21 protein-coding genes are annotated in these 21,864 nt (G+C 39.2%); 3 read left to right on the forward strand and 18 right to left on the reverse strand.

Annotated elements, in window-relative coordinates; translation table 11 throughout:
• Positions 1-124 precede the first annotated feature (124 nt).
• The 5 genes from IEV27_RS03090 to IEV27_RS03110 form a co-directional block, all read right to left on the reverse strand.
• Complete coding sequence (locus IEV27_RS03090) at positions 125-352, reverse strand: YneF family protein (protein WP_373868063.1); 228 nt, start codon at positions 350-352, stop codon at positions 125-127.
• A gap of 74 nt (positions 353-426) precedes the next feature.
• Positions 427-834: a sporulation inhibitor of replication protein SirA gene (gene sirA, locus IEV27_RS03095; protein ID WP_188375981.1), complete on the reverse strand. Its 408-nt coding sequence runs from the start codon at positions 832-834 to the stop codon at positions 427-429.
• Between the two features lie 145 nt (positions 835-979).
• Positions 980-2,986: a transketolase gene (gene tkt, locus IEV27_RS03100; RefSeq protein ID WP_188375982.1), complete on the reverse strand. Its 2,007-nt coding sequence runs from the start codon at positions 2,984-2,986 to the stop codon at positions 980-982.
• Positions 2,987-3,150: 164 nt separating this feature from the next.
• On the reverse strand, positions 3,151-3,384 hold the full coding sequence (locus IEV27_RS03105) for a DUF896 domain-containing protein (protein WP_188375983.1): 234 nt from the start codon (positions 3,382-3,384) through the stop codon (positions 3,151-3,153).
• Positions 3,385-3,456: 72 nt separating this feature from the next.
• Complete coding sequence (locus tag IEV27_RS03110; protein WP_188375984.1) at positions 3,457-4,116, reverse strand: YneB family resolvase-like protein; 660 nt, start codon at positions 4,114-4,116, stop codon at positions 3,457-3,459.
• A 304-nt stretch (positions 4,117-4,420) separates the two neighbouring features.
• Here IEV27_RS03110 and lexA point away from each other — a divergent pair, with 304 nt between their 5' ends.
• Positions 4,421-5,044, forward strand: coding sequence for a transcriptional repressor LexA (gene lexA, locus IEV27_RS03115; RefSeq protein WP_188375985.1), 624 nt, complete (start codon positions 4,421-4,423; stop codon positions 5,042-5,044).
• A gap of 220 nt (positions 5,045-5,264) precedes the next feature.
• Here lexA and rraA read toward each other — a convergent pair whose 3' ends face one another.
• Positions 5,265-5,741 carry a ribonuclease E activity regulator RraA gene (rraA, locus tag IEV27_RS03120; protein ID WP_483423432.1) on the reverse strand — a complete coding sequence of 159 codons (477 nt, stop codon included), beginning with the start codon at positions 5,739-5,741 and terminating at the stop codon, positions 5,265-5,267.
• A 450-nt stretch (positions 5,742-6,191) separates the two neighbouring features.
• Here rraA and IEV27_RS03125 point away from each other — a divergent pair, with 450 nt between their 5' ends.
• Positions 6,192-6,731, forward strand: a complete 540-nt coding sequence (locus tag IEV27_RS03125; RefSeq protein ID WP_188375987.1) for a helix-turn-helix domain-containing protein — start codon at positions 6,192-6,194, stop codon at positions 6,729-6,731.
• A gap of 350 nt (positions 6,732-7,081) precedes the next feature.
• On the opposite strand, the gene glnA is transcribed toward IEV27_RS03125, so the two are convergent.
• From glnA to miaA, 7 genes are all read right to left on the reverse strand, one after another.
• Positions 7,082-8,413 carry a type I glutamate--ammonia ligase gene (gene glnA, locus IEV27_RS03130; RefSeq protein ID WP_188375988.1) on the reverse strand — a complete coding sequence of 444 codons (1,332 nt, stop codon included), beginning with the start codon at positions 8,411-8,413 and terminating at the stop codon, positions 7,082-7,084.
• A gap of 22 nt (positions 8,414-8,435) precedes the next feature.
• Positions 8,436-8,840: a MerR family transcriptional regulator gene (locus IEV27_RS03135; protein WP_188375989.1), complete on the reverse strand. Its 405-nt coding sequence runs from the start codon at positions 8,838-8,840 to the stop codon at positions 8,436-8,438.
• 118 nt (positions 8,841-8,958) lie between these two features.
• Positions 8,959-10,197 carry a methionine gamma-lyase family protein gene (locus IEV27_RS03140; protein ID WP_188375990.1) on the reverse strand — a complete coding sequence of 413 codons (1,239 nt, stop codon included), beginning with the start codon at positions 10,195-10,197 and terminating at the stop codon, positions 8,959-8,961.
• Between the two features lie 12 nt (positions 10,198-10,209).
• A complete protein-coding gene (hflX, locus tag IEV27_RS03145; protein ID WP_188375991.1) occupies positions 10,210-11,445 on the reverse strand; it encodes a GTPase HflX in 1,236 nt (411 codons plus the stop codon).
• Between the two features lie 38 nt (positions 11,446-11,483).
• The gene (locus IEV27_RS03150) at positions 11,484-12,413 is read right to left on the reverse strand and encodes an AAA family ATPase (protein ID WP_188375992.1); all 930 of its coding nucleotides are present in this window, start codon (positions 12,411-12,413) and stop codon (positions 11,484-11,486) included.
• Positions 12,414-12,559: 146 nt separating this feature from the next.
• Positions 12,560-12,787, reverse strand: coding sequence for an RNA chaperone Hfq (gene hfq / locus IEV27_RS03155; protein ID WP_188375993.1), 228 nt, complete (start codon positions 12,785-12,787; stop codon positions 12,560-12,562).
• A 38-nt stretch (positions 12,788-12,825) separates the two neighbouring features.
• A complete protein-coding gene (miaA, locus tag IEV27_RS03160; protein ID WP_188375994.1) occupies positions 12,826-13,761 on the reverse strand; it encodes a tRNA (adenosine(37)-N6)-dimethylallyltransferase MiaA in 936 nt (311 codons plus the stop codon).
• A 189-nt stretch (positions 13,762-13,950) separates the two neighbouring features.
• On the opposite strand from miaA, the gene IEV27_RS03165 reads away from it, so the two are divergent.
• A complete protein-coding gene (locus IEV27_RS03165; protein WP_188375995.1) occupies positions 13,951-14,310 on the forward strand; it encodes a helix-turn-helix domain-containing protein in 360 nt (119 codons plus the stop codon).
• Positions 14,311-14,373: 63 nt separating this feature from the next.
• On the opposite strand, the gene mutL is transcribed toward IEV27_RS03165, so the two are convergent.
• The 5 genes from mutL to miaB form a co-directional block, all read right to left on the reverse strand.
• Positions 14,374-16,209: a DNA mismatch repair endonuclease MutL gene (gene mutL / locus IEV27_RS03170; RefSeq protein WP_373868074.1), complete on the reverse strand. Its 1,836-nt coding sequence runs from the start codon at positions 16,207-16,209 to the stop codon at positions 14,374-14,376.
• Positions 16,210-16,260: 51 nt separating this feature from the next.
• Positions 16,261-18,816 carry a DNA mismatch repair protein MutS gene (gene mutS, locus IEV27_RS03175; RefSeq protein ID WP_188375997.1) on the reverse strand — a complete coding sequence of 852 codons (2,556 nt, stop codon included), beginning with the start codon at positions 18,814-18,816 and terminating at the stop codon, positions 16,261-16,263.
• A gap of 175 nt (positions 18,817-18,991) precedes the next feature.
• Positions 18,992-19,570: an outer spore coat protein CotE gene (locus tag IEV27_RS03180; protein WP_188375998.1), complete on the reverse strand. Its 579-nt coding sequence runs from the start codon at positions 19,568-19,570 to the stop codon at positions 18,992-18,994.
• Positions 19,571-19,736: 166 nt separating this feature from the next.
• Positions 19,737-20,162, reverse strand: coding sequence for a YlbF/YmcA family competence regulator (locus IEV27_RS03185; RefSeq protein WP_188375999.1), 426 nt, complete (start codon positions 20,160-20,162; stop codon positions 19,737-19,739).
• Positions 20,163-21,734, reverse strand: a complete 1,572-nt coding sequence (gene miaB, locus IEV27_RS03190) for a tRNA (N6-isopentenyl adenosine(37)-C2)-methylthiotransferase MiaB (protein ID WP_188376000.1) — start codon at positions 21,732-21,734, stop codon at positions 20,163-20,165.
• Between the last annotated feature and the right edge of the window lie 130 nt (positions 21,735-21,864).

Genomic DNA, 21,864 nt, shown 5'->3' on the forward strand with positions numbered 1-21,864 from the left:
CTTATTGTATCAGACGAACGATAAAAAAACGATTATTGTAGTGTGAACATATTATGAAACAAATCTTCTTAAAATATAAGAAAGCCTTCACTTCCATATAATAGAAGTAAAGGCTTTAGCTTTTTTATTTGGTCTGCTGATTGTTCATAGCTCGCATCATCTGATTGATCTTCTTCTGCGAAGGCTTTTGGCCCATTTGCATCATCAATGTACGCAGCATTTGCTCATTAATCGGCGGGTTCTTCTTTAAATAGTTCATCATGTACCTTCTAGCAATGAAGAAGCCTAAAGCTACGCCACCAACTAGAGCTAATAGAGCAATGATGATTACCCATACGATGCCCAAAGTCATATCAACGTCTTCCTCCTTCGTGTTGTCTCCCATAACAGTATAGTAAAATGCTCAGAGGAATACAATAGAGCATTTCACGATAACAGACGCTGACTTATAAGAGGGGAAATCCATCCGTAATGTTCTCCGCTTTCTTCAATAATAAAAAACGTTTGATCACACATTCTTAGCGGTTGAAATAAAACCCGTTCTGCTTGCCAGAGGCTGTCACACTGAAATAGACAACAGCAATTCTTACCATCTAGTATATCATAATTTATTTCACAATCGAATAATCTCTCTTTCAAATCCGTATGGTTTCCATGAATTTTTTTCAACCAATCATAGAAAGAGAAATGAGTCGTAATATAATCTAATTGATTCATGTAAATGGGGGAACTTGAAAAATTATGACATTCTTCGAAAAAACGCTTTAGTAAGTCTACTTTATAATAGTATTTTTCAGTAACATCTCGTTTTACAGCGTATACCGCAAATTGCATGCGACCATCCCTCCTTGAAAGTATTATAACGATCAAGGTAGGATTAGTTTGTCACATTATGTCAGCTGCTTGAAGGTACTTTTGTCAAATTTTCTTTATGTAAAGCTAACTACTGCACACTTTTAGGTGTGCAGTAGTGTTTTACTTAATTACTCATTAGGTTCTCTGCATGCTTCACAACATTGTCTACAGTAAAACCAAATTTCTCAATAATTGTGTTTCCTGGTGCAGAAGCTCCGAAGCGGTCGATACCGATAACGGCTCCATCAAGACCTACGTAGCGTTCCCAGCCAAAGGATGCTCCCATTTCGATAGCAAGACGTTGTCTAACATTGTTCGGCAATACACTTTCTTTATACTCGTCGTTTTGAGCTTGGAAACGATCAAAGGAAGGTACGCTAACAACACGAACGTCATACCCTTTTGTTTTCAGTTCTTCTTGAGCTTTAACAGCAAGCTGAACTTCTGAACCAGAAGCTAATAGAATACCATCCGGAGTTTCTTTGTCGGAATCAACAAGCACATAGGCGCCTCGTTTTACACCTTCATAAGCTTTCTCTTTTGTACCATCAAGAGTTGGAAGACCTTGACGCGTAAGAACAAGTGCATTTGGTGTTGTATTTGATTCTAGTGCAAGTCTCCACGCTGCGCTTGTTTCGTTTCCGTCAGCCGGACGAACAACTGACAAATTAGGTACTGACCTTAAAGAAGAAAGCTGTTCAATTGGTTCGTGTGTAGGACCGTCTTCCCCTACTGCTACAGAATCGTGAGTTAATACGTAATTAACTGGCAAGTTCATAAGCGCAGATAAACGAATGGCCGGGCGCAGGTAATCGCTGAATACGAAAAATGTTCCAGCATACACTTTTAAACCACCGTGAAGGGCCATGCCATTTAACGCAGCAGCCATCGCAAACTCGCGTACTCCAAACCAAATATTTCGGCCTGCATAGTTATGACGTGAAAAATCTTCCTCTTCTTTAACCGCTGTTTTGTTCGAGCCAGCTAAGTCAGCACTTCCGCCGAAGAAGTAAGGAATCGCTTTTGATAAAGAATTAATCACTTCACCAGAAGCTGCACGAGTAGCCAGGTTATCTTCACCTGGTTCAAAGCTTGGAAGGTTCTCTTCCCATCCTTCTGGCAATTTACCTTCTTTAGCTAATTCAAATTCTTCTGCTAATTCAGGATACGATTGCTTATATTCATTATATAGATCGTTCCATTCAGATTCCTTCTTCGAGCCATTCTCTTTCACTTTATTACTGAAGTCTTCATACACTTCGTCAGGAACATGGAAAGGTTCATGGCCCCACTTGTAGTATTCTTTAGTTGCTGTAACTTCTTCTTCACCTAATGGCGCACCGTGAGAATCAGATTTGCCTGATTTGTTAGGTGATCCGTAACCAATCACCGTTTTAACTTCGATCATTGTAGGTTGGTCTGTGTTTTGCTTCGCTTTTTCAATGGCATTAGCAATTTCTTCAGTATCTGTGCCATCTTCTACACGGATTACTTGCCAGCCATAAGCTTCATAACGCTTCTCAACGCTTTCACTAAATGAACGGTTCAAGTCTCCATCAAGTGAGATGTCATTAGAATCGTATAGAACGACTAACTTTCCAAGACCTAAATGACCAGCAAGTGAAGCTGATTCCTGTGATACACCTTCCATGAGGTCACCATCGCCACAAATGGCAAATGTATAGTGATCAACAACATTGTATTGATCTCTATTATATTTAGCGCCTAAATGTGCTTCAGCCATAGCCATACCAGTTGCCATGGCTAACCCTTGTCCAAGTGGACCTGTGGTTGCTTCAACACCGTCTGTATGGCCATACTCTGGATGACCAGGTGTCTTAGAGTCCCACTGACGGAATTCCTTTAAATCATCAATCGTTACTTTATAGCCAGAAAGGTGAAGCAAGCTATATAAAAGCATGGATCCGTGCCCTGCTGATAAAACAAATCGATCTCTATTGAACCAATCTGAATTATTAGGGTTGTGATTCATAAATTGCGTCCATAACGTATACGCCATAGGTGCAGCCCCCATAGGCATACCTGGGTGTCCCGAGTTTGCTTTTTCCACTGCATCAATAGCTAGTGTACGTATTGTATTAATAGAAGTTTGTTCAATACTGTTTGCCAAAATAATTTCCCCTTTCTTATAACGCGTATGTAACATGTATTATCGTATAATGAAATGAAGTACGTGACAAGTTTCACAACGGATTTTCTTAAAATGTCACTCATTTAACTTTCCCCAGGCTTAAAAAGATATACAAAAAACCGCACATCATTTACGTGCGGTTATTAATGCTTTTTCTCATTTTCTTGCATTCTTTTCAACTTCTTAGGCGTGACGTCGTTTCCTTCAGGATCGACTACTTTCATGCCTTTCAGCTGATTTTTAAACGCCTTTCGAACGTTTTTTAAATACTCTTGACGCAGCTCCTGTTGTTCTTCTTTTTCTTTTTCCGTAAGTCCTTGTTCCTTTGACTTATGAGAAAGCTCATTTATACGATTTAACTTCTCGTTAGAAATCATTTAGAAATTCTCCTTTAATTTGAGGATCTAAAGAAAAGACAAGAGTCGAAGGGACACTTGTCTTTTACCATATTAACGCTCTTCATTTTGTTTTTCAAGTGAGACAAACTCTTTGTATCTTCTATGTACAGTAGCTTTTGAAACATCATAGCCTAACCCTCGAAGTGTAGCTGCAATTTCATTAAAAGTAAGTTTATTATTTCTCAGCCTAACGACTTCTTCTATTGGAAATTCCACTCTTTCCCTTCCGGGTGCTAAATGTTGATTGGATAAGTTCTTTTGAGGGTTATATCCGTTTTCTACTGCTTTTTTCATCCCTCTTCGAATTTTCATATTATGAATTTTTCTTTGATACTCTTCTACTATACCAACAATTTGCAACACCATAGAGTCAGATTCTGACATAGTAAATTCACCGTGATCAGTCAATGAAAAAATTTTAATATTTAATTTTTGAAGTTGATGAAACAAAGCTATTTTTGTATTTCCCCGCCCTAGCCTTGTTTCATCTTGAATAAGCAGCACATCAGCTTGCTCATTTGAAAACAAATCAAGCATCCGAAACACACCGTCTCGTTCTATTTCATACCCGCTAGCCTGTTCCTCAATACATTCTACTATTTCAACGGATTTGTTTTCAGCCAATGCTGTTAATTCCGCTTTTTGTCTAGCTAATGAACTTACTTGCTCTTCTTTTTCCGTACTTACTCGACAATATAAAATAGCTTTCATTTACGATAACCTCTTTCTTAGCCTATCTCACTTAAACACTCGTTACCATGGAATAGTATAAGAAAGCCAGGCTTGCTGCAAATAATAGAATATAAGTTACATCCAATATTGAAAGTTTGTTAAACATAGTAACACTCTCCCTGAATAGAACGTGCGTTCCTAGAAACGTTTGTTCTCGTTTTGTTAATTTCATTATATACGAACGTTCGTTCTTGTCAACTATTTTTTCGAACGCTTGTTTGTGTTTTTGTTCGACACGTGATAGAATGAAACTACTATAATCCTATGTTCGAGGTGTTTAAATATGAGTAAACTTTCAAAAAGGCAGCAAGAAATACTAGACTATATTAAAGAACAAGTACTATTAAAAGGTTATCCACCATCTGTAAGAGAGATTGGCCAATCTGTTGGGCTAGCTTCAAGTTCTACTGTTCACGGTCATCTATCTAGGCTGGAAAAGAAAGGTTTTATCCGTAGAGACCCTACGAAGCCAAGAGCGATCGAAGTTATTGAATTAGAGGAAGATTCAAGTATTCCTCGTACAGAAGCTGCTTATGCACCTGTTATTGGTAAAGTAACGGCGGGCTCTCCGATCACGGCCATAGAGAATATCGAAGAGTATGTGCCTCTTCCTGACTCTTTAGCTGGAGGAGATGACAATACGTTCGTACTCATCGTACAAGGGGAAAGTATGATAGAAGCAGGAATACTGGATGGCGACATGGTCATTGTAAGGCAGCAGACGACTGCCAATAACGGAGACATTGTTGTTGCAATGACAGAAGACGAAGAAGCTACGGTGAAGAGATTTTTTAAAGAAAGCAACCACATTCGCTTACAGCCGGAAAACGCCACGATGGAGCCTATCATTTTAAACGATGTTTCTATCTTAGGCAGAGTTGTAGGATTATATCGTACGGTACACTAAATTTTATAACAGTGCGCATCGCGAATTACGGGCATTTAAAAATCAGCTGACCTAAATTGGTCAGCTGATTTTTATTCTTATACCACAGCTTCACATATATAATAAGTATGGAAAGCTTAAGAATCAGACGTGTTGTTTTCAAGCTACTTACTTTATTTTAATTATAGCCAGATTAGAGTAAATGAACTTTTAAAACAGCCAGGCTGTCTGCTAGTTTTAATTATTCATGCAACTTTTCAGAAGCGACAAGTATACCATCTTCATCCACATAAACATAATCGTTTGGATTCCATCGAACATTGCCAAATTCTACTGCTATATTTTCTTCTCCTTTACCTTCTTTTCGGCTTTTTAAAGGGATGGATCCTAATGCAATCACTCCCGTGCCAGCTTCGCAGACTTCCATACGATCTCTAATATACCCGTTAATGATAATCCCTGCTAAACCTCTTCTGGCAGCTATTTCTGCTAAGTTACCACCTAATAATGCACAATTTTTAGAAGCTATTCCATCGACAACTAAAACGCTGCCCCCGGGGATTGTTTCCAAGGCCTTTCTAACAAGAACATTATCGTCTTTCACCTTAACCGTGAAAATAGGTCCAAAAAAACTTTTCTTTTTCCCTAAACTTAAAAATGAAGGATCAACAATTCTTACCTTTTCTGGCACACGGTCGCATATATCAGCTGTTTTGATATTCACTATCTTTTCCTCCTCTACATATTTATGTTAAACCATAATAATTCCCTCCATTAAAACATTGACTCTAAATCTAAACCGTCTGTAAAAACGATCCTTCAAAAAATAATTTCCATATCTATCCGTTCAATTCCTGCAATCCTGCCAATTATTTAGTTCAAATACTTTTTTCTGTTATCCGTTATGAACGATTCGAACCTAAACCTGCACAACTCTCCAGTGCTCATAGACCGAACATATAATCATGTCTGCTTGATTTACGAAGCTTTAACAATACCAGCCTGCAAATATAGAAGAACTATGGCGAGGTTTAGGAATGAATTGGCTAACAAAAATCGACAACTCATTTTTGCAACGGCCAGCAGAAAACTTTTTTCTTCTTATTTTGATAAATTAAAACAATTATTGTATATTTTATTACAACAATTGTTTTATTAAGGAGCGCATATGATTCAGTATAATGTCGAACAAGCTTTAGAGAAATTGAAACAATATAAGATAACAAATAATAAAGAAAGCCTGCGTCGTTGGCTGCGTAATGGTACTCTAAAAGGCATTCCTCCGACCTCTCGAAAAAAAGGATGGAAAATTAATGAATCGGATTTATGGGAGTTTATTAAAGAACGTGTTCCAGAGGAATCTTTAATAAAAAATAACACAACAAATGTTGCGAAAAATGGGGATTATCGAGAATTTGTTCGATCCGAAATGTGGTGGGAGCTTGTCCGTAAGAACTTATTCGAAGGTGCAATTGAAGTGAAAAGGAAAGATATTCAATTGTGTATCGAACAATTGAATTACACTAAAGATTTTGAAGATCATCTTTGGGACCAAATTAATGAACATACGTGGCAGGCTACACCACGAATCTTTTATTTACATGATGCTTTCCTATTCCGTAGTCATCGCATTAAAATGAATACAGATTGTATAGAGATTAAAGAACAAATCTTATTTTCGCTGATCAACCATTTTGTAGATGATTAGATCGATTTGATAAGTAAATGCTAGCACTTCAAAAATTGATGATTCCTAGTGTCTGTAGTGCCGCATGCGTGTGAGGCTTTCATCAGTCCTCCGCGGGTAAAGACATAAACTACTATTATCCAACTCATGCCTCATGTACTACGGAGGTTATGACGCATATGAACGCTTTTTAAGAGATTCGTATTCTTCTGGATCAGAAATTCCCCATTAGCTTTCTTCAAGATTCCAGGCATCTTTGCCGTCGGATTATGGATCAAACGACCTTTGAGGGCTTGAAGTCTAAAGTATGTCTCACGTGCCCGACACACAAAAAAACCTCTTAACGCTCAAAGCGTTAAGAGGTTTCATTTTTAATAGGTTTGTAAATACTGTTCTCTTTCCCATGGGTGTACTTGCGTGCGGAACATGTCCCATTCAATTTCTTTCGCTTCAATAAAGTGCTCAAATAAGTGCTCACCTAGAGCTTGCATCATGATTTCATCTTTTTGAAGCTCTTCTAGTGCATCATACAGTGTAGCAGGCAGATCTTGTACACCGTGTGCTTCGCGTTCTTTTTTGTTCATAACATAGATGTTACGGTCGACAGGAGATGGAGCTTCTAGTTTGTTTTCCACACCATCAAGACCTGCAGCAAGCAATACAGACATAGCCATATATGGGTTCGCTGCTGGGTCAACACTACGTACTTCTATACGTGTGCTTAACCCGCGAGATGTTGGTACGCGCACCAATGGGCTACGGTTTTGTCCAGACCAAGCTACGTAACATGGAGCTTCATAACCAGGCACAAGACGCTTATAAGAGTTAACTGTTGGATTCGTAACAGCTGTAAAGTTTGTCGCGTGCTTAATAATACCCGCCGTAAACTGGTAAGCCACTTCGGATAGCTGCTCTTTGCCATTTTCATCAAAGAAAGCATTGCCGTTCTCATTAAATAGAGACATGTTAGCGTGCATTCCTGAACCGTTTACACCAAACAACGGTTTTGGCATGAAAGTAGCATGAAGACCGTGCTGACGAGCAATTGTTTTAACAGCAAGTTTAAACGTCTGAATGTCATCACAATGTTTAACTGCATCAGAATATTTAAAGTCAATCTCATGTTGACCCGGGGCTACTTCATGGTGAGAAGCTTCAATTTCAAAGCCCATTTCTTCTAATTCTAGTACGATGTCACGACGGCAGTTCTCACCTAAGTCTGTAGGTGCTAAGTCAAAATAACCGCCTTTATCATTCAACTCTAATGTCGGCTCATTTTTTTCATCTAATTTAAATAAGAAGAATTCTGGCTCTGTTCCAATGTTAAACGCAGAGAAACCCAGCTCTTCCATTTTCTTAAGGTTGCGCTTTAAGTTATAACGTGGGCAGCCTTCAAAAGGAGTTTTATCCGGATTATAGATATCACAAATAAAGCGTGCTACCTTCCCTTTTTCTGATGACCATGGGAATACAACAAATGTATCAAGGTCAGGCACTAAGTACATATCAGATTCTTCAATTCGAACAAATCCTTCGATGGAAGAACCATCAAACATCATCATGCCATCTAAAGCCTTATCTAACTGGCTAAAAGGGATTTCAACATTTTTAATTGTCCCTAACATATCCGTAAATTGAAGGCGGATAAATTTTACGTTTTCTTCATCAATCTTTTTGTAAATTTCTTCTCTAGTTAAACCCATATTACTCCTCCTAGTACGACAATTAGTGGAAGAATCTTGACATTTCTCCCTGTCTTAAACTCATTTTACCCTGTCTCCCTGCGGTGAAAAGTTCCTGTTGTAACATACGACGAAGCTCTTTATCGGTAAGCTCATTGTGAACTTCTTCGACTTCTTTTTCATCATACGGTTCATTCTCCGGCTGATGAGTAATTGACAACACTTGTTTTATTCCAGCCATATTTACGCCTTTTTCAATTAAAGATTTGATCTCAAGTAAACGATCAACATCATTAAACGAGAAAAGCCGGCGATTGCCGTCAGATCTAGCTGGAGTAACAAGCTGATGTTGTTCATAGTACCTGATTTGCCGGGCTGAAAGATCAGTTAGTGATTGTACAATCCCCATCGGGAACAACGGCATAGAACGACGAATTTCGTCACTCATCGATGTGCCACCCCCCAAATAGAAATTCTACCTTCATTATACGTTAAGGTCATCATATGTCAACATATGTGACGAAAGTTCACATCAAAATTTTCGAAAAATTATGTCATGCGGGCCTTTATCTTTCTTTTTTTCTAGCTTCCGTATTCTCTAGAGCTTTTATGACGGCAATTTTTACGTGTGAATAGGTTAAGCCTCCTTGAACAAATGCCATATACGGAGGTCGAATAGGACCGTCAGCGGTGAGTTCTAAACTTGCCCCTTGAATAAATGTGCCAGCTGCCATAATAACGTCACTCTCATAACCAGGCATAGCACTAGGCTGAGGGGTCACATGTGAATTTATAGGAGAGGCAGATTGAATCGATTGGCAAAAAGCGATCATTTGTTCAGCTGTCTCAAAATTCACAGACTGGATTAAATCTGTTCGGTATTCATCATAGGCAGGAGAAGTTTGGAAACCTTTTGTTTCTAACAGCTTCGAAGTGAATATTGCCCCTTTTAATGCTTCTCCGACTACGTGAGGGGCCAAAAAGATCCCTTGATACATTTCTTGAAGTGTATTTAAACTTGGACCTGTTTCTTTACCTAGTCCTGGAGCTGTCAACCGATAACTGCATTGTTCAATTAAGTCAGACCTCCCGGCGATGTAGCCTCCAATCCTCGCTATTCCGCCTCCCGGGTTCTTAATTAAAGAACCGGCCATTAAGTCTGCACCAATCTCAACAGGTTCTTTCGTTTCGACAAACTCGCCATAGCAGTTGTCCACAAACACGATAAGATCACGATTCACCGAACGAACGACCTCGATCATATCCTCTATCTCAGAGATAGGAAATGAAGGTCGATCAGCATAGCCTTTAGACCGTTGAATCGCAACAACTTTTGTCTTCTTATTAATCGCCCTGCGAACCTCGTGTGCATCCACTTCCCCATTTTCTTTTAAAGGCAATGAGTTATATGTAATCCCAAAATCACGAAGGGAGCCACTATCCTTTTGGTTAGGTTTCCCTATTACTTCCTCTAATGTATCGTAAGGATCACCTGTGATATATAACAGCTCGTCTCCAGGACGTAATACTCCAAATAGGGCCGTTGTAATCGCGTGAGTACCTGAAATTAATTGAGGACGAACAATCGCGTCTTCTGCTTTAAAAATTTCAGCATAGAGTGCTTCAAGAGTGTCTCGCCCAAAGTCGTCATAACCATATCCTGTAGTCGGATTAAAGTGCGAATCTGATACTCTTAATTTTTGAAATGCTTGCAAAACCTTTTCTTGGTTATGATCTACGATAGCTTGTACATGTTTGTGCTGTGGTTGAATGGTTTCTTCAACTTGTCGAACGAGTTCCTCCATTATTCCATCTTCCTATCTTAATAAACTTAACTTTAAAGGGTGCTCTGGGTGAATGTATCCTTCAACTGCGTACCCTTCTTGGTCTTCGATAAATCGAATCTGGGTCACTATACTGTGGGTTTTAAGCTGCTGTAATTGTTTGCCTGAAGAAGCTTTGATAAAAGCGTGATAATGCTCCCATTCCTCTGTTAGTACGGATTCAATTTTATCCGTAATTCGCTTGATGTCAATGGGATCTTTCACACTTGCTTTTATCGAAGGGTGCGCAGACGGGATAAACACGTCTGAGATAAGATCCATCTTATTATAAACCGTAAGCTTAGGTAAATGAGAGGCTTCTAAATCGTCAAGCAGACGATTCACCGTTTTTTCTTGCTCCACATGGTCTGGGTGTGAAGCATCCACAAGATGTAGAATAAAATCCGCTTCCGTGACTTCCTCTAGTGTGGAACGAAAGGCAGCAATCAATGTGGTAGGAAGATCTTGAATAAACCCAACAGTGTCAGAGAGCAACGCTTGAAAACCTGAAGGAAGACTAATCTGTCTCGTGAGCGGATCCAACGTGGCAAATAACAAGTTTTCTTCAAAAGAATCACTAGACGTCAGCCGGTTAAAGAAAGTAGACTTGCCGGCATTTGTATAGCCGACGATGGCAATTTGAAATGCATAATTCTCATCTCGGCGCTTACGATACTGCTCTCGTTGTTTTACCACCGTTTTTAATCTTCTTTTTATATCGTCAATTCTACGCTGGATGTGGCGTCGATCGGTTTCCAGTTTTGTTTCCCCTGGTCCTCTTGTTCCGATCCCCCCGCCAAGGCGGGAAAGTTCTGTGCCTTGCCCGGCAAGGCGTGGCAGTAAATACTGCAACTGAGCGAGTTCCACTTGCAGCTTTCCTTCTTTCGTTCGAGCTCGGCTTGCAAAAATGTCTAATATGAGCTGGCTCCGATCAATTACCCTGCGCTCTACTCGATCGCTTATGTTGCGCAGCTGACCAGGAGAAAGTTCATCATTAAATATAATAATCTCGGCTTCTTTTTCATCCGCCGATAATTTTATTTCTTCCAGCTTACCCTCCCCTAAATAAGTAGCAGGGTGGATGTGCTCACGGTTCTGGACTATGACTTCACATACCTCCCCGCCGGCTGTTTCTGTTAAGGATTGTAGTTCTTCTAACGAAGAGTGAAACCGTTCTTCATCTTGTCGTGGGGCTTTTCTTGCAACTAATACTACTTTTTCTTTTTCCAAGTTTTCTACCACCTTTTTTAGCAGATTGGATGCTCTATCTAATCGAATGAGTCGAAATGGAAGTCAGATGGCTCTAACATCATTAAGTCTTTTTTATTCCAGTCTACCCGATTTGCCAATCGATACGCATGTTTTCGAATCGCATCCTCAATAAGATTTCTCACATACCTTGCATTGGCAAAGTTTCGAGGGGGATCATAGCTCACCTCTGCTAAATGATCATATAATTTTCTTTCTGCTTGATGCGTTAGTACGTAGTCCTTTTCTCTAAGCATAACTTTAGCGATGGCAGACAGTTCATTTGCGGAATAATCGTGAAAATTCAGCTGGAGTGGAAATCGCGAAGCTAATCCAGGATTCATATTAAGGAAGTCTTCCATTTCAATGGGATATCCAGCCAATATTATAATGAGTTGGTCATGGTAATCTTCCATACATTTAACAAGCGTATCAATCGCTTCTTTACCAAAATCCTTCTCGCCGCCTCGAGCTAAGGAATAAGCTTCATCTATAAATAAGATCCCTCCGAGAGATTTCGTTATTAAATCTTTTGTTTTTTGAGCCGTATGACCAATATACTCACCGACTAATTCTCCACGATCAGCTTCGATAAGATGACCACTTTCCAAAACGTTCATCTCTTGAAATAGCTGAGCTACTTTTCTTGCTACTGTTGTTTTTCCTGTTCCAGGATTCCCTTTAAAGATCATATGCCATACTTGGTGATTGTTTTTCAGTCCGATTTCCTTGCGTTTCTGTTCGATTAATACTTGAGCGTAGATCTCCTTAATTTGATGTTTAAGATCATTTAACCCAACGATGGATGAGAAGTAATTCTCGATAAAACGAAAATAAGGGGGATTAACCTTTTGTATTGATGGCTGCCCAGCAGCTTCACTTGTTCTATAGTCTTGCTTAAGTACAATGTTAATTTTATTTTGACTCCCTAATTTCGCTTGTTGACTCATGCAGATCCCTCCTAGCTTCCATGTATCATACGCTAGAAAAGAAAAATCGTGACAAATGCCTATTCAACCATAGAAAAACGAGCGCTGAACGAGCGCTCGTTTTTTAGTATATACGATAAACCGTTGTGCATAAGCAACGGCTTGTATTATTGCTCTTTATCGAGGGCAATATTTTTTGCGGGTGCAAACGTGGAAATCGCATGCTTGAAGATGAGCTGCTGCTTTCCATCTGTTTCGAGCATAACGGTGAAATTATCAAAAGCTTTAATAACACCTCTTAATTGGAAGCCATTAAGTAGAAAGACGGTAACTTGAACCCTCTCTTTTCTTAATTGATTTAAGTAATTGTCTTGAATATTTACTGACTGTGCCATACATCTTCCTCCTCTTTTCTATCTATATTATTACCATTCTAGGTTTCTTCGAGCATTCCTGCTAATTCCGCCAAAATTTTTTCATTTTTATCATATTTTTTCAGCGGATTTACATTATACCATCGTACGTTGAGCTTATTTTTAAAATAGGTAAACTGCCTTTTCGCGTACCGTCTGGAATTTCTCTTTAAGAGCTCTACAGCACGCTCATAACTGTATTCACCTTTAAAATAAGGAATAAACTCCTTATAGCCAATTGCTTTCATTGATTGGCAATCCTCAAACCCTCGTGCATAAAGAGATCGGACTTCTTCCTCTAATCCTCGTTTAAGCATTACATCTACCCTGGTGTTTATGCGATCATACAAAACGGCTCGTTCCATTTCAAGACCAATTAAAAGAGGAGTATAGGGTGAGTCTTGGGTCTGTTTGTCGTGATTTCCACTCAATGTTTGTCCGGTGGTTTCATACACCTCAAGAGCTCTTATGACTCTTCTTTTATTATTAGGGTGCATTTTCTCTGCCTGGGCTGGATCAATGGTTTTCAGCCTTCTATATAAAGATTCAATCCCATGCTCTTCGGCTTCTTGCTCTAATTTTTCTACAACGTCAGGATTTCGTTTTTCATTAGAAAAATTAAAGTCATACAATGCTGCTTGTATGTACAAACCTGTTCCGCCAACAATAATGGGGAGGCGATGCCGTGCAGTAATTTCATCTATTAACAGGCTGACTCTTTCTTGAAATTCAGCTACTGAAAAAGATTCATTTGGCTCTTTAATGTTAATCATGTGGTGAGGAATACCTTCCATCTCTTTTTCTGTAACTTTAGCTGTTCCAATATCCATCGATTTATAAATTTGCATGGAATCCCCGCTGATCACTTCACCATTAAAGTGATGGGCAACCTGTACAGCTAACTCGGATTTTCCAACCGCTGTTGGACCTACGATACTAATCACTTGCGGCTTCAAATTATTCACTCCTTTTTCATTCCAACTCCATTATACATGAATCGCTCTACAATGCTACCTCGCGGCCAAAACTAACGGATTCCGTTACTATTACTAACGGAATCCGTTAGTATAACTAAAAGTTTTCGTTAGTTTATGTATCGACTTTCGTTAGTTTTGTGATAATATATAGAAAAGGAGGAGTATGAAGTGGTTAATCAGCGAATTCGTTCCTTACGTAAGAAGCGCCGTCTAACGCAAACGATGTTAGCCGATAAAGTTGGTGTCTCCGCGCAAGTTGTTTCGAATTGGGAGCGTCAGTATACCTCCCCTGACTTAGAGGATTTGTCCAAAATTGCCCATGCCCTTCATACGACAGCAGACTACTTACTTGGATTAAGTGACGAAATGGAAGATGAGATGAGGGAAATCAAACAATTTCTTGAAGATAAAGGGTTTGATCGTTCGGTAATTTTTGATAAGCAATCTTGGCTAAAGGTTCAACCTGAAGAGATTCACCAGATTGAAAATTATTTTAAATTTCTTTTGCAGCAAAATCACCCATCATAATATCATTATGTAAACAAAAAAAGCGCGGCTCTATTAAGAGCCGCGCTTTTTTTGTTATTTATCTTACATCACACGTTTAAACATTTTTTCCATTTCATACTCTGAAAAGAATACAATAATTGGTCTTCCATGAGGACACGTAAATGGATCAGTAGAATTCCTAAGCTCTTCTAGGAGCTGGAACATGTCATTATGGTTTAAATAATGGTTGGCTTTAATTGATCGCTTACACGACATGAGGATCGCTGCTTCTTCTCTTAATTTGGCTATATCAATTTTATTTTCTCTCATTAATTGATCAACCATATCCTGAATCACTTCCTCTTCAAAGCCTTTCGGAAACCATTGAGGGTGAGATCGGACAATATAACTATTTTCGCCAAATGATTCAAAGAAAAGACCCACTTTTTCAAACTCGCTTTGAAATTCTTCAATTTTTAAAGCTTCATGTCTTTGAAAATCAAACGTCATAGGGACTAAGAGTTCTTGAACTTCGTGATCAACTTGACCAATTTTTTCTTTAAAGAATTCATATTTAATGCGTTCTTGCGCAGCATGCTGGTCAATGATATACATTCCTTCCTCATTTTGGGCCAGGATGTAGGTGCCGTGCAATTGACCAATCGGATGCATTACAGGTACGCGCTTATCCGATGCTTCTTCTCGTTTTTGCTCTTCTGGATCACGCGGTGATTCTTCTTCTTTGTTCAAGATAAACTCATCATCTTTCTCATTTTCAACAGTAACAGTCGACGTCGACGAGTTAACCTTTCTCTCGTCTTCTTCATTGATTGGGTGTGGAGTTGAAAAAGAAGCGTTTAACGTGCTTTCTTTTATACGCTCTGGAGCCGATTCATAAAGTTGCAAGCTTTCTTGTTTTTGCGAAGGCTTTTCTTTCTTAGCTGGTTTATTCTCAACTTTCGGGATAAGTGTCTGCTGACGAAATGCGGCTCGAATGGTTTGCTCTAATAAATCATAAATTTCTTTTTCTTTACTAAATCTCACTTCAAGTTTTGCTGGATGGACGTTTACATCTACCAGAATAGGATCCATTTCTATATTTAATACAACAATCGGGCTTTTACCGATGGGTAATAATGTGTGATAGCCTTCTAAAATGGCTTTATTTAAAACAATATTACGAATGTAACGACCATTAATGATGGTTGAAATGTAACTTCTAGACGCACGATAGACTTCTGGTTTTGCAATATAGCCACTTATACGAAAGTCTTTCGTTTCGGCTTGGATCGGAATCATTTTTCGCGCTACGTTCATTCCGTAAATTTGAGCCGCTACTTGTAAGACATCGCCCCGTCCATTGGTACGGAATAATTCCTTATCATTATGTTTACACGTGAATTTAATTTCTGGATGAGCTAAAGCCATACGGTTTAAAACATCGGTAATATGGCCAAGTTCCGTATGAATCGTCTTCATATATTTCAATCTCGCAGGTGTATTATAGAACAGTTCATCTACTGTTATGTCCGTTCCTTTCCGCGCATCGCACTTACCTTCTTTTCGTACCTCTCCACCAGCTAGTTCTAATTTCGTACCCGCCTCTTGACCTTGAGAGGTCTGAATGGTTAACCGGCTGACTGCTGCAATACTTGCTAAAGCCTCGCCCCTAAAGCCAAGAGTGCGCACGTGAAACAGGTCGTGTTCACTTTGAATTTTGCTTGTAGCGTGTCTAAAGAAAGCTCGCTTCGTATTTTCCTCATCCATGCCGTCGCCGTTATCCGTAACTCGAATCCGCTGTAAGCCCGCTTCAAGAAGTTTGATCTCAATCCACGTGCTATTAGCATCAATGCAATTTTCCACTAACTCTTTAACTACAGAAGAAGGTCGTTCAACGACCTCTCCTGCTGCAATTTTGTTCGCTAAGTGATCCGGCATTAATTGAATAGCAGTCAACGTATGATCCTCCCTTCCTCCTTGCTCAAAGGATTATTTCTTTTTTAATTGTTTTTGCATTTGATAAAGCTCATTCATCGCGTCCATCGGAGTCAGTTCCATTAAATTTAAATTTTGTAATCGAGATTCTACCTTAGAAGTCTGTGGTTTTGGTGTTACTTTTTCTTCTTCTACAAATAAACTAAGCTGTTCTTCGTCAGTTTCCTCTCGACGATTGCTTTCTAATTCATGAAGCAGAGTGGTCGCTCGATTGATCAGTGTATCAGGCAGCTCAGCCAGCTTGGCTACATGGATACCGTAACTTTCATCAGCTGCTCCTTCTTGAATTTGATGGAGGAATATAACGTTGCCTTCATATTCTTCAGCTTTTACGTGAATGTTCTTTAATCGGGCTAACTCCTCTTCTAAAGTAGTCAGTTCGTGATAATGGGTAGAAAATAGCGTTTTAGCACGAATACTTTCGTGAATGTGTTCAACAATGGCTTGCGCTAAAGCCATTCCATCATACGTACTTGTCCCTCTCCCGATTTCATCAAGCAAAATTAAGCTGTTCTCGGTGGCATGAGTAAGCGCGTGGTTTGCTTCAAGCATTTCTACCATAAACGTACTTTGTCCTGAAACTAAATCATCTGCCGCTCCAATTCTCGTGAAAATTTGGTCAAATACAGGAAGATTTGCTTGTTCACAAGGTACAAAACTCCCCATCTGCGCCATAATCGATGTTAACGCGAGCTGACGCATATACGTGCTTTTACCGGACATATTAGGCCCTGTAATCAACAATACATCTTTAGATTCATCCATAAAAATATCGTTAGGTACAAATGATTCCCCTTCCATTACTTGTTCAACGACAGGATGCCTTCCTTGTTTTACGTCGACTACACGATGATTATTAAACTCAGGACGATGGTATCCGTATTGATCAGCAAGCTGAGCAAATCCTTGGAGCACGTCTATTCGACTAATTTGCTCAGCTAAGATTTGCAGCTTTCCTACAAATTGCTTTACCTTTTCTCTAAGCTCGGTAAATAAATGATATTCTAACTCTACACTTTTCTCTTGAGCTTCAAGAATTAACGCTTCTTTTTCTTTAAGCTCTGGGGTAATATAACGTTCCGCATTGGTCAAGGTTTGTTTTCTTTCGTATCGACCTTCGGGTAAGTGTTGGATGTTAGCCTTTGTGACCTCGATATAATAACCAAATACACGGTTATAACCAATCTTTAACGATTTAATGCCCGTTTCTTTACGTTCCTTCGCTTCTAATTCAGCAATCCACTGCTTTCCATTCTTAGAGGCATCCCGATATTCGTCAAGTTGAGGGTGATAGCCATCCTGAATCATCCCTCCTTCACTAATATGGATAGGAGGATCATCTAACAAGCTATCTTCCAATAAATCCTTTAACTCGGTTAATGGATTAATAGCCTCATAGAGATAGTGCACGGCTTTATGATTAAATTGCTGCAGCGTTTCTAACAATTGAGGAACAGCCGTCAAGGATTGCTTTAATTGAATTAAGTCTCTGGCATTTACATTTCCGTAAGCTACCCGGCCCGCTAGACGTTCGAGATCGTACACTGACTTCAATTGGTCACGTAATGTTTCTCTTTCAAAAAATTGATCAAGCAACCCTTCCACTTGTTCGTGTCTGAGCGTTATTTCATCGATTGAAAGCAAAGGCCTTTCCAGCCATTTCTTTAATGTCCTAGATCCCATAGCTGTCATCGTCTGGTCCAAAACGGCTAATAAGCTGCCTTTCTTTCCTTGTTTCCTCATCGTTTCCATCAGCTCTAAATTACGCTTGGAATACATGTCTAAGGACATATATTTCTTTAATTCAATCATTTTAACAGGGCGCAGATGATCGAGCGAACGCTTTTGAGTATGCTCAATATAATTGAGTAAACGACCGAATCCTTCCCTGCATTTATCATTTTGGATATTTTCAACTAAACTTTGAAAAGATTCTTGGATCGTTGTTTGATTGCTAAAAGATATAGTGAGCCCAAGTCGATCTTTAAACATTTGCTGCTTCGCTTCATCTAAAGTTTCGTCTACGACCACTTCTTTCACGGGTCGATTAAATAACTCGCTTAAAACAGCGTCGAATCCTTCCGACAACATGGCCACACTATTTTCTCCAGTCGTTAAATCATTGTAACTCACTGTGTAAATTCCATCTTCGAATTCACTAACTGAAGCTAAGTAGTTATTTTCTTTTTCATCCAGCATACTTCCTTCCATTACAGTCCCAGGTGTAATAAGCTGGACAACTTCACGTTTCACGACGCCTTTCGCAGTCTTAGGATCTTCAACTTGTTCACAAATCGCAACTTTAAAGCCTTTCTCAATCAATTGTTTTATGTAATTTTCAGCTGAATGATAAGGAACGCCGCACATTGGAATACGGTCTTCTCCCCCGCCATCTCTACTTGTTAGAGTTATTTCCAGTTCTTGTGATGCTTTAAGAGCATCATCAAAGAACATTTCATAAAAATCTCCCAATCTAAAAAATAAAAAAGCATCTTTTTGTTGTGATTTTATCTTTAAATATTGCTGCATCATAGGTGTATATTGAGCCATAATAAATCCTCCAAAACCGAACGTAAATTGATGCCTTCCACTCGAAGAGTTTTGACATCAGATAGAAACATTATATCACACTGATTCAACCCCTATGAATCAAGTTATTTAACGAACATAACGTCTTAAAGAAGTCAAAAAAAAATGCCCCGCTGAATCAGCAAGGACATGAATATTAATCTTTATGATGGCTGCTGCTACTGCTGCTGCTACTTGGTAAGAAATCAGTTTCTATTCCTGAAAAATCATCGGATGATAGCTCATAGTCAAAATCACAATCATCATCGCAGCCCTCTGGATCTACACGAACACATAGTTTCGTTTCCCCTATAACATCCACTAAAAATTCTCTTTCTACTTCAACAACGATTTTTTGACCTTGAGCTGCAATTTTACACTCTAAGCAGTTTGGCTGCTGTACGGCTTTAGCAATAACTTCTACGTGGTCATTAATGCAATTTTCATCTTTGACAACGAGGGGAACACTATCGCAATAGTTTACACGTTCTGTGACAACTTCTGTTTTCGTATTATCATTATACGAATACCAGACGTTAATGTCATAGCTGCCGGAAACTTCTACATGCTCCCCCTTTTTCTTGGCATTGTAAATATGATTAATTACCCAACAACCAAGTATGCTGGTCGGCCGATGCGAAGGACTGATAGTGTGGGTAGCTTCAACGAATTTTTTTCCTTTTCCACAAACCGCCTTCGTAATAATTTCTCTGTATTCGCGTTCGAAAAATGACATAGGAAACACTCCTCCTTATTCTACCACTCATCCTATGCGGAATTGGGCAAATGGTGAACAAAATTCTCGATGACTTAAGGACGTTTGTATTTCATTCTATGCACTAGCCTATAAAATTGTACAAAAAAATCCGTTAGATAAAAGTTTATCTAACGGATCCGTGTATTTAATGGCTGCAAGAGCTGTTATCTTTTTTCGTTCCTGTCTCTCCGCTAAGCACATCTCCACCAGTAGAGCGGATAACTTCATTCGTTACTTCACGGGAGATGGTACTTGAAATCATTTGTAAAATATCATTAATAACCATCTGTGTTTCTTTAAATTCCGCAACAACCGGAATCGCATCAAGCTCATCTTGTAGACGATCAATTTCTTTTTCAATTCGTTCTAAGGCTTCTGACTTTCCATACGCTTGAAAATTCACCGCTTGCTTTTGCAATGCTTTAATTTTCTTAATATGGGATTGTACCTTTTGATTTTCGTTCAGCTTCGCTTCAATTTGCTTAAAACGGTCAATCTCTTCGATGTCTGCGATCATTTTAGCTAGTTTATGCGCTTCATCCACAACTTGTTTTCTTGTATATTGAGCCATTTATTTCACCTCTGCCGTTTCTTCAACCATTTCTCCGTTGAGAGACCAAGTTTTAGTTTCTGTAATTCGCACCTTAACAAGACGGCCGATGGAAGAACGCGGCCCTCTAAAGTTCACCATTTTATTTCGTTTCGTGTATCCGGCGAGAACATCTTTATTTTTCTTACTCTCCCCTTCAACAAGAACCTCAACGATTTCGCCTTCATATTTTTTCATTGATTCAGCCGCCTGGCGGTTAACAATTTCATTTAAGCGGTGCAGGCGATTTTTCTTCACGTCCATCGAAACGTTGTCTTGCATTCGAGCCGCAGGAGTGCCATCCCTCGGAGAATAAATAAAGGTATAGGCGGCTTCAAATCCTACCTCTTCAACTAATGATAGCGTATCTTCAAACTGCTCTTCGGTTTCATTAGGGAAACCTACGATAATATCTGTTGTTAAAGTAGCATCAGGCATAGCTGTACGAATCTTTCTTACAAGTTCCAAATATTCCTCGCGTGAATATTTGCGTCCCATAATTTTCAAGATATCTGAGTTACCTGATTGTACAGGCAAATGAATGTGATCAAGCATATTACCGCCTTTAGCTAGTACATCAATCAAGCGATCATCGAAATCTCTTGGGTGTGATGTAGTAAAACGGACTCGCGGAATATCTATAGATCGAAGTTCATCCATCAGATCTCCTAAGCCATAATTCATCTCTAAGTCTTTTCCGTAGGCATTGACGTTCTGACCTAGCAATGTCACTTCTTTATAGCCTTGAGCCGCCAAATGACGAACTTCTTGTATAATATCCTCAGGTAAGCGGCTGCGTTCCTTGCCTCGTGTGTATGGAACGATACAGTATGTACAGAACTTATCACATCCGTACATAATATTAACCCAGCCCTTTATTTTACCTTTGCGTGATCTTGGAAGGTTCTCAATGATATCCCCTTCTTTAGACCAAACGTCAATTACCATTTCTTTTCCGAACATCGCTTCTTTAACGAGTTGGGGTAAACGGTGAATGTTATGTGTTCCAAAGATTAAATCGATGAAAGGGTGTTTTTTGAGAATACGATTAACGACCGATTCTTCCTGAGACATACAGCCGCAGATCCCGATAATTAAATCTGGATTTTCCAGCTTTAATGGCTTTAAGTGGCCAATTTCACCAAACACTTTGTTTTCAGCATTTTCCCTAATCGCACAAGTGTTTAATAATATAATATCAGCTTCTTTTGTATCGGTTGTAGACTCATAACCCATCTCTTCAAAAATACCGGCCATGACCTCTGTGTCGTGCTCGTTCATTTGACATCCGTACGTACGGATCATGTACTTGCGGCCATTGCCTGCCTCTTCCATATCTTCTGGAATTTTAAAGTCGTAATGAATTTGGACATCTTCTTTGCGTCGGCGCTGCGCTTTTCTTAAAGAAGGAGGCTGATATGTCGTTTCAAAATATTTCATGAAATCTTCGCTGCTTTTATCTTTTAGTCGCTCCAGGTTGTCCTGATCGGATTTTACGTCCGCTGGCTCCCCCTGCTGAATATGCGACATTTCTTTTCGCTGTTGTTCGTTCATAGCGATCTCCTTTCAATGAGAGCTTTGTAACTGTATTATTATATCAATTTTCGCCTTACTTTTTAAGAGCATTGCAAAAATTGTCTCAAAAAAACCACAACGACCTTTATCATCATTGTGGCTTTTCTTC

The sequence above is a fragment of the Halobacillus andaensis genome (assembly GCF_014636475.1).
GTDB lineage: Bacteria > Bacillota > Bacilli > Bacillales > Halobacillaceae > Halobacillus_A > Halobacillus_A andaensis.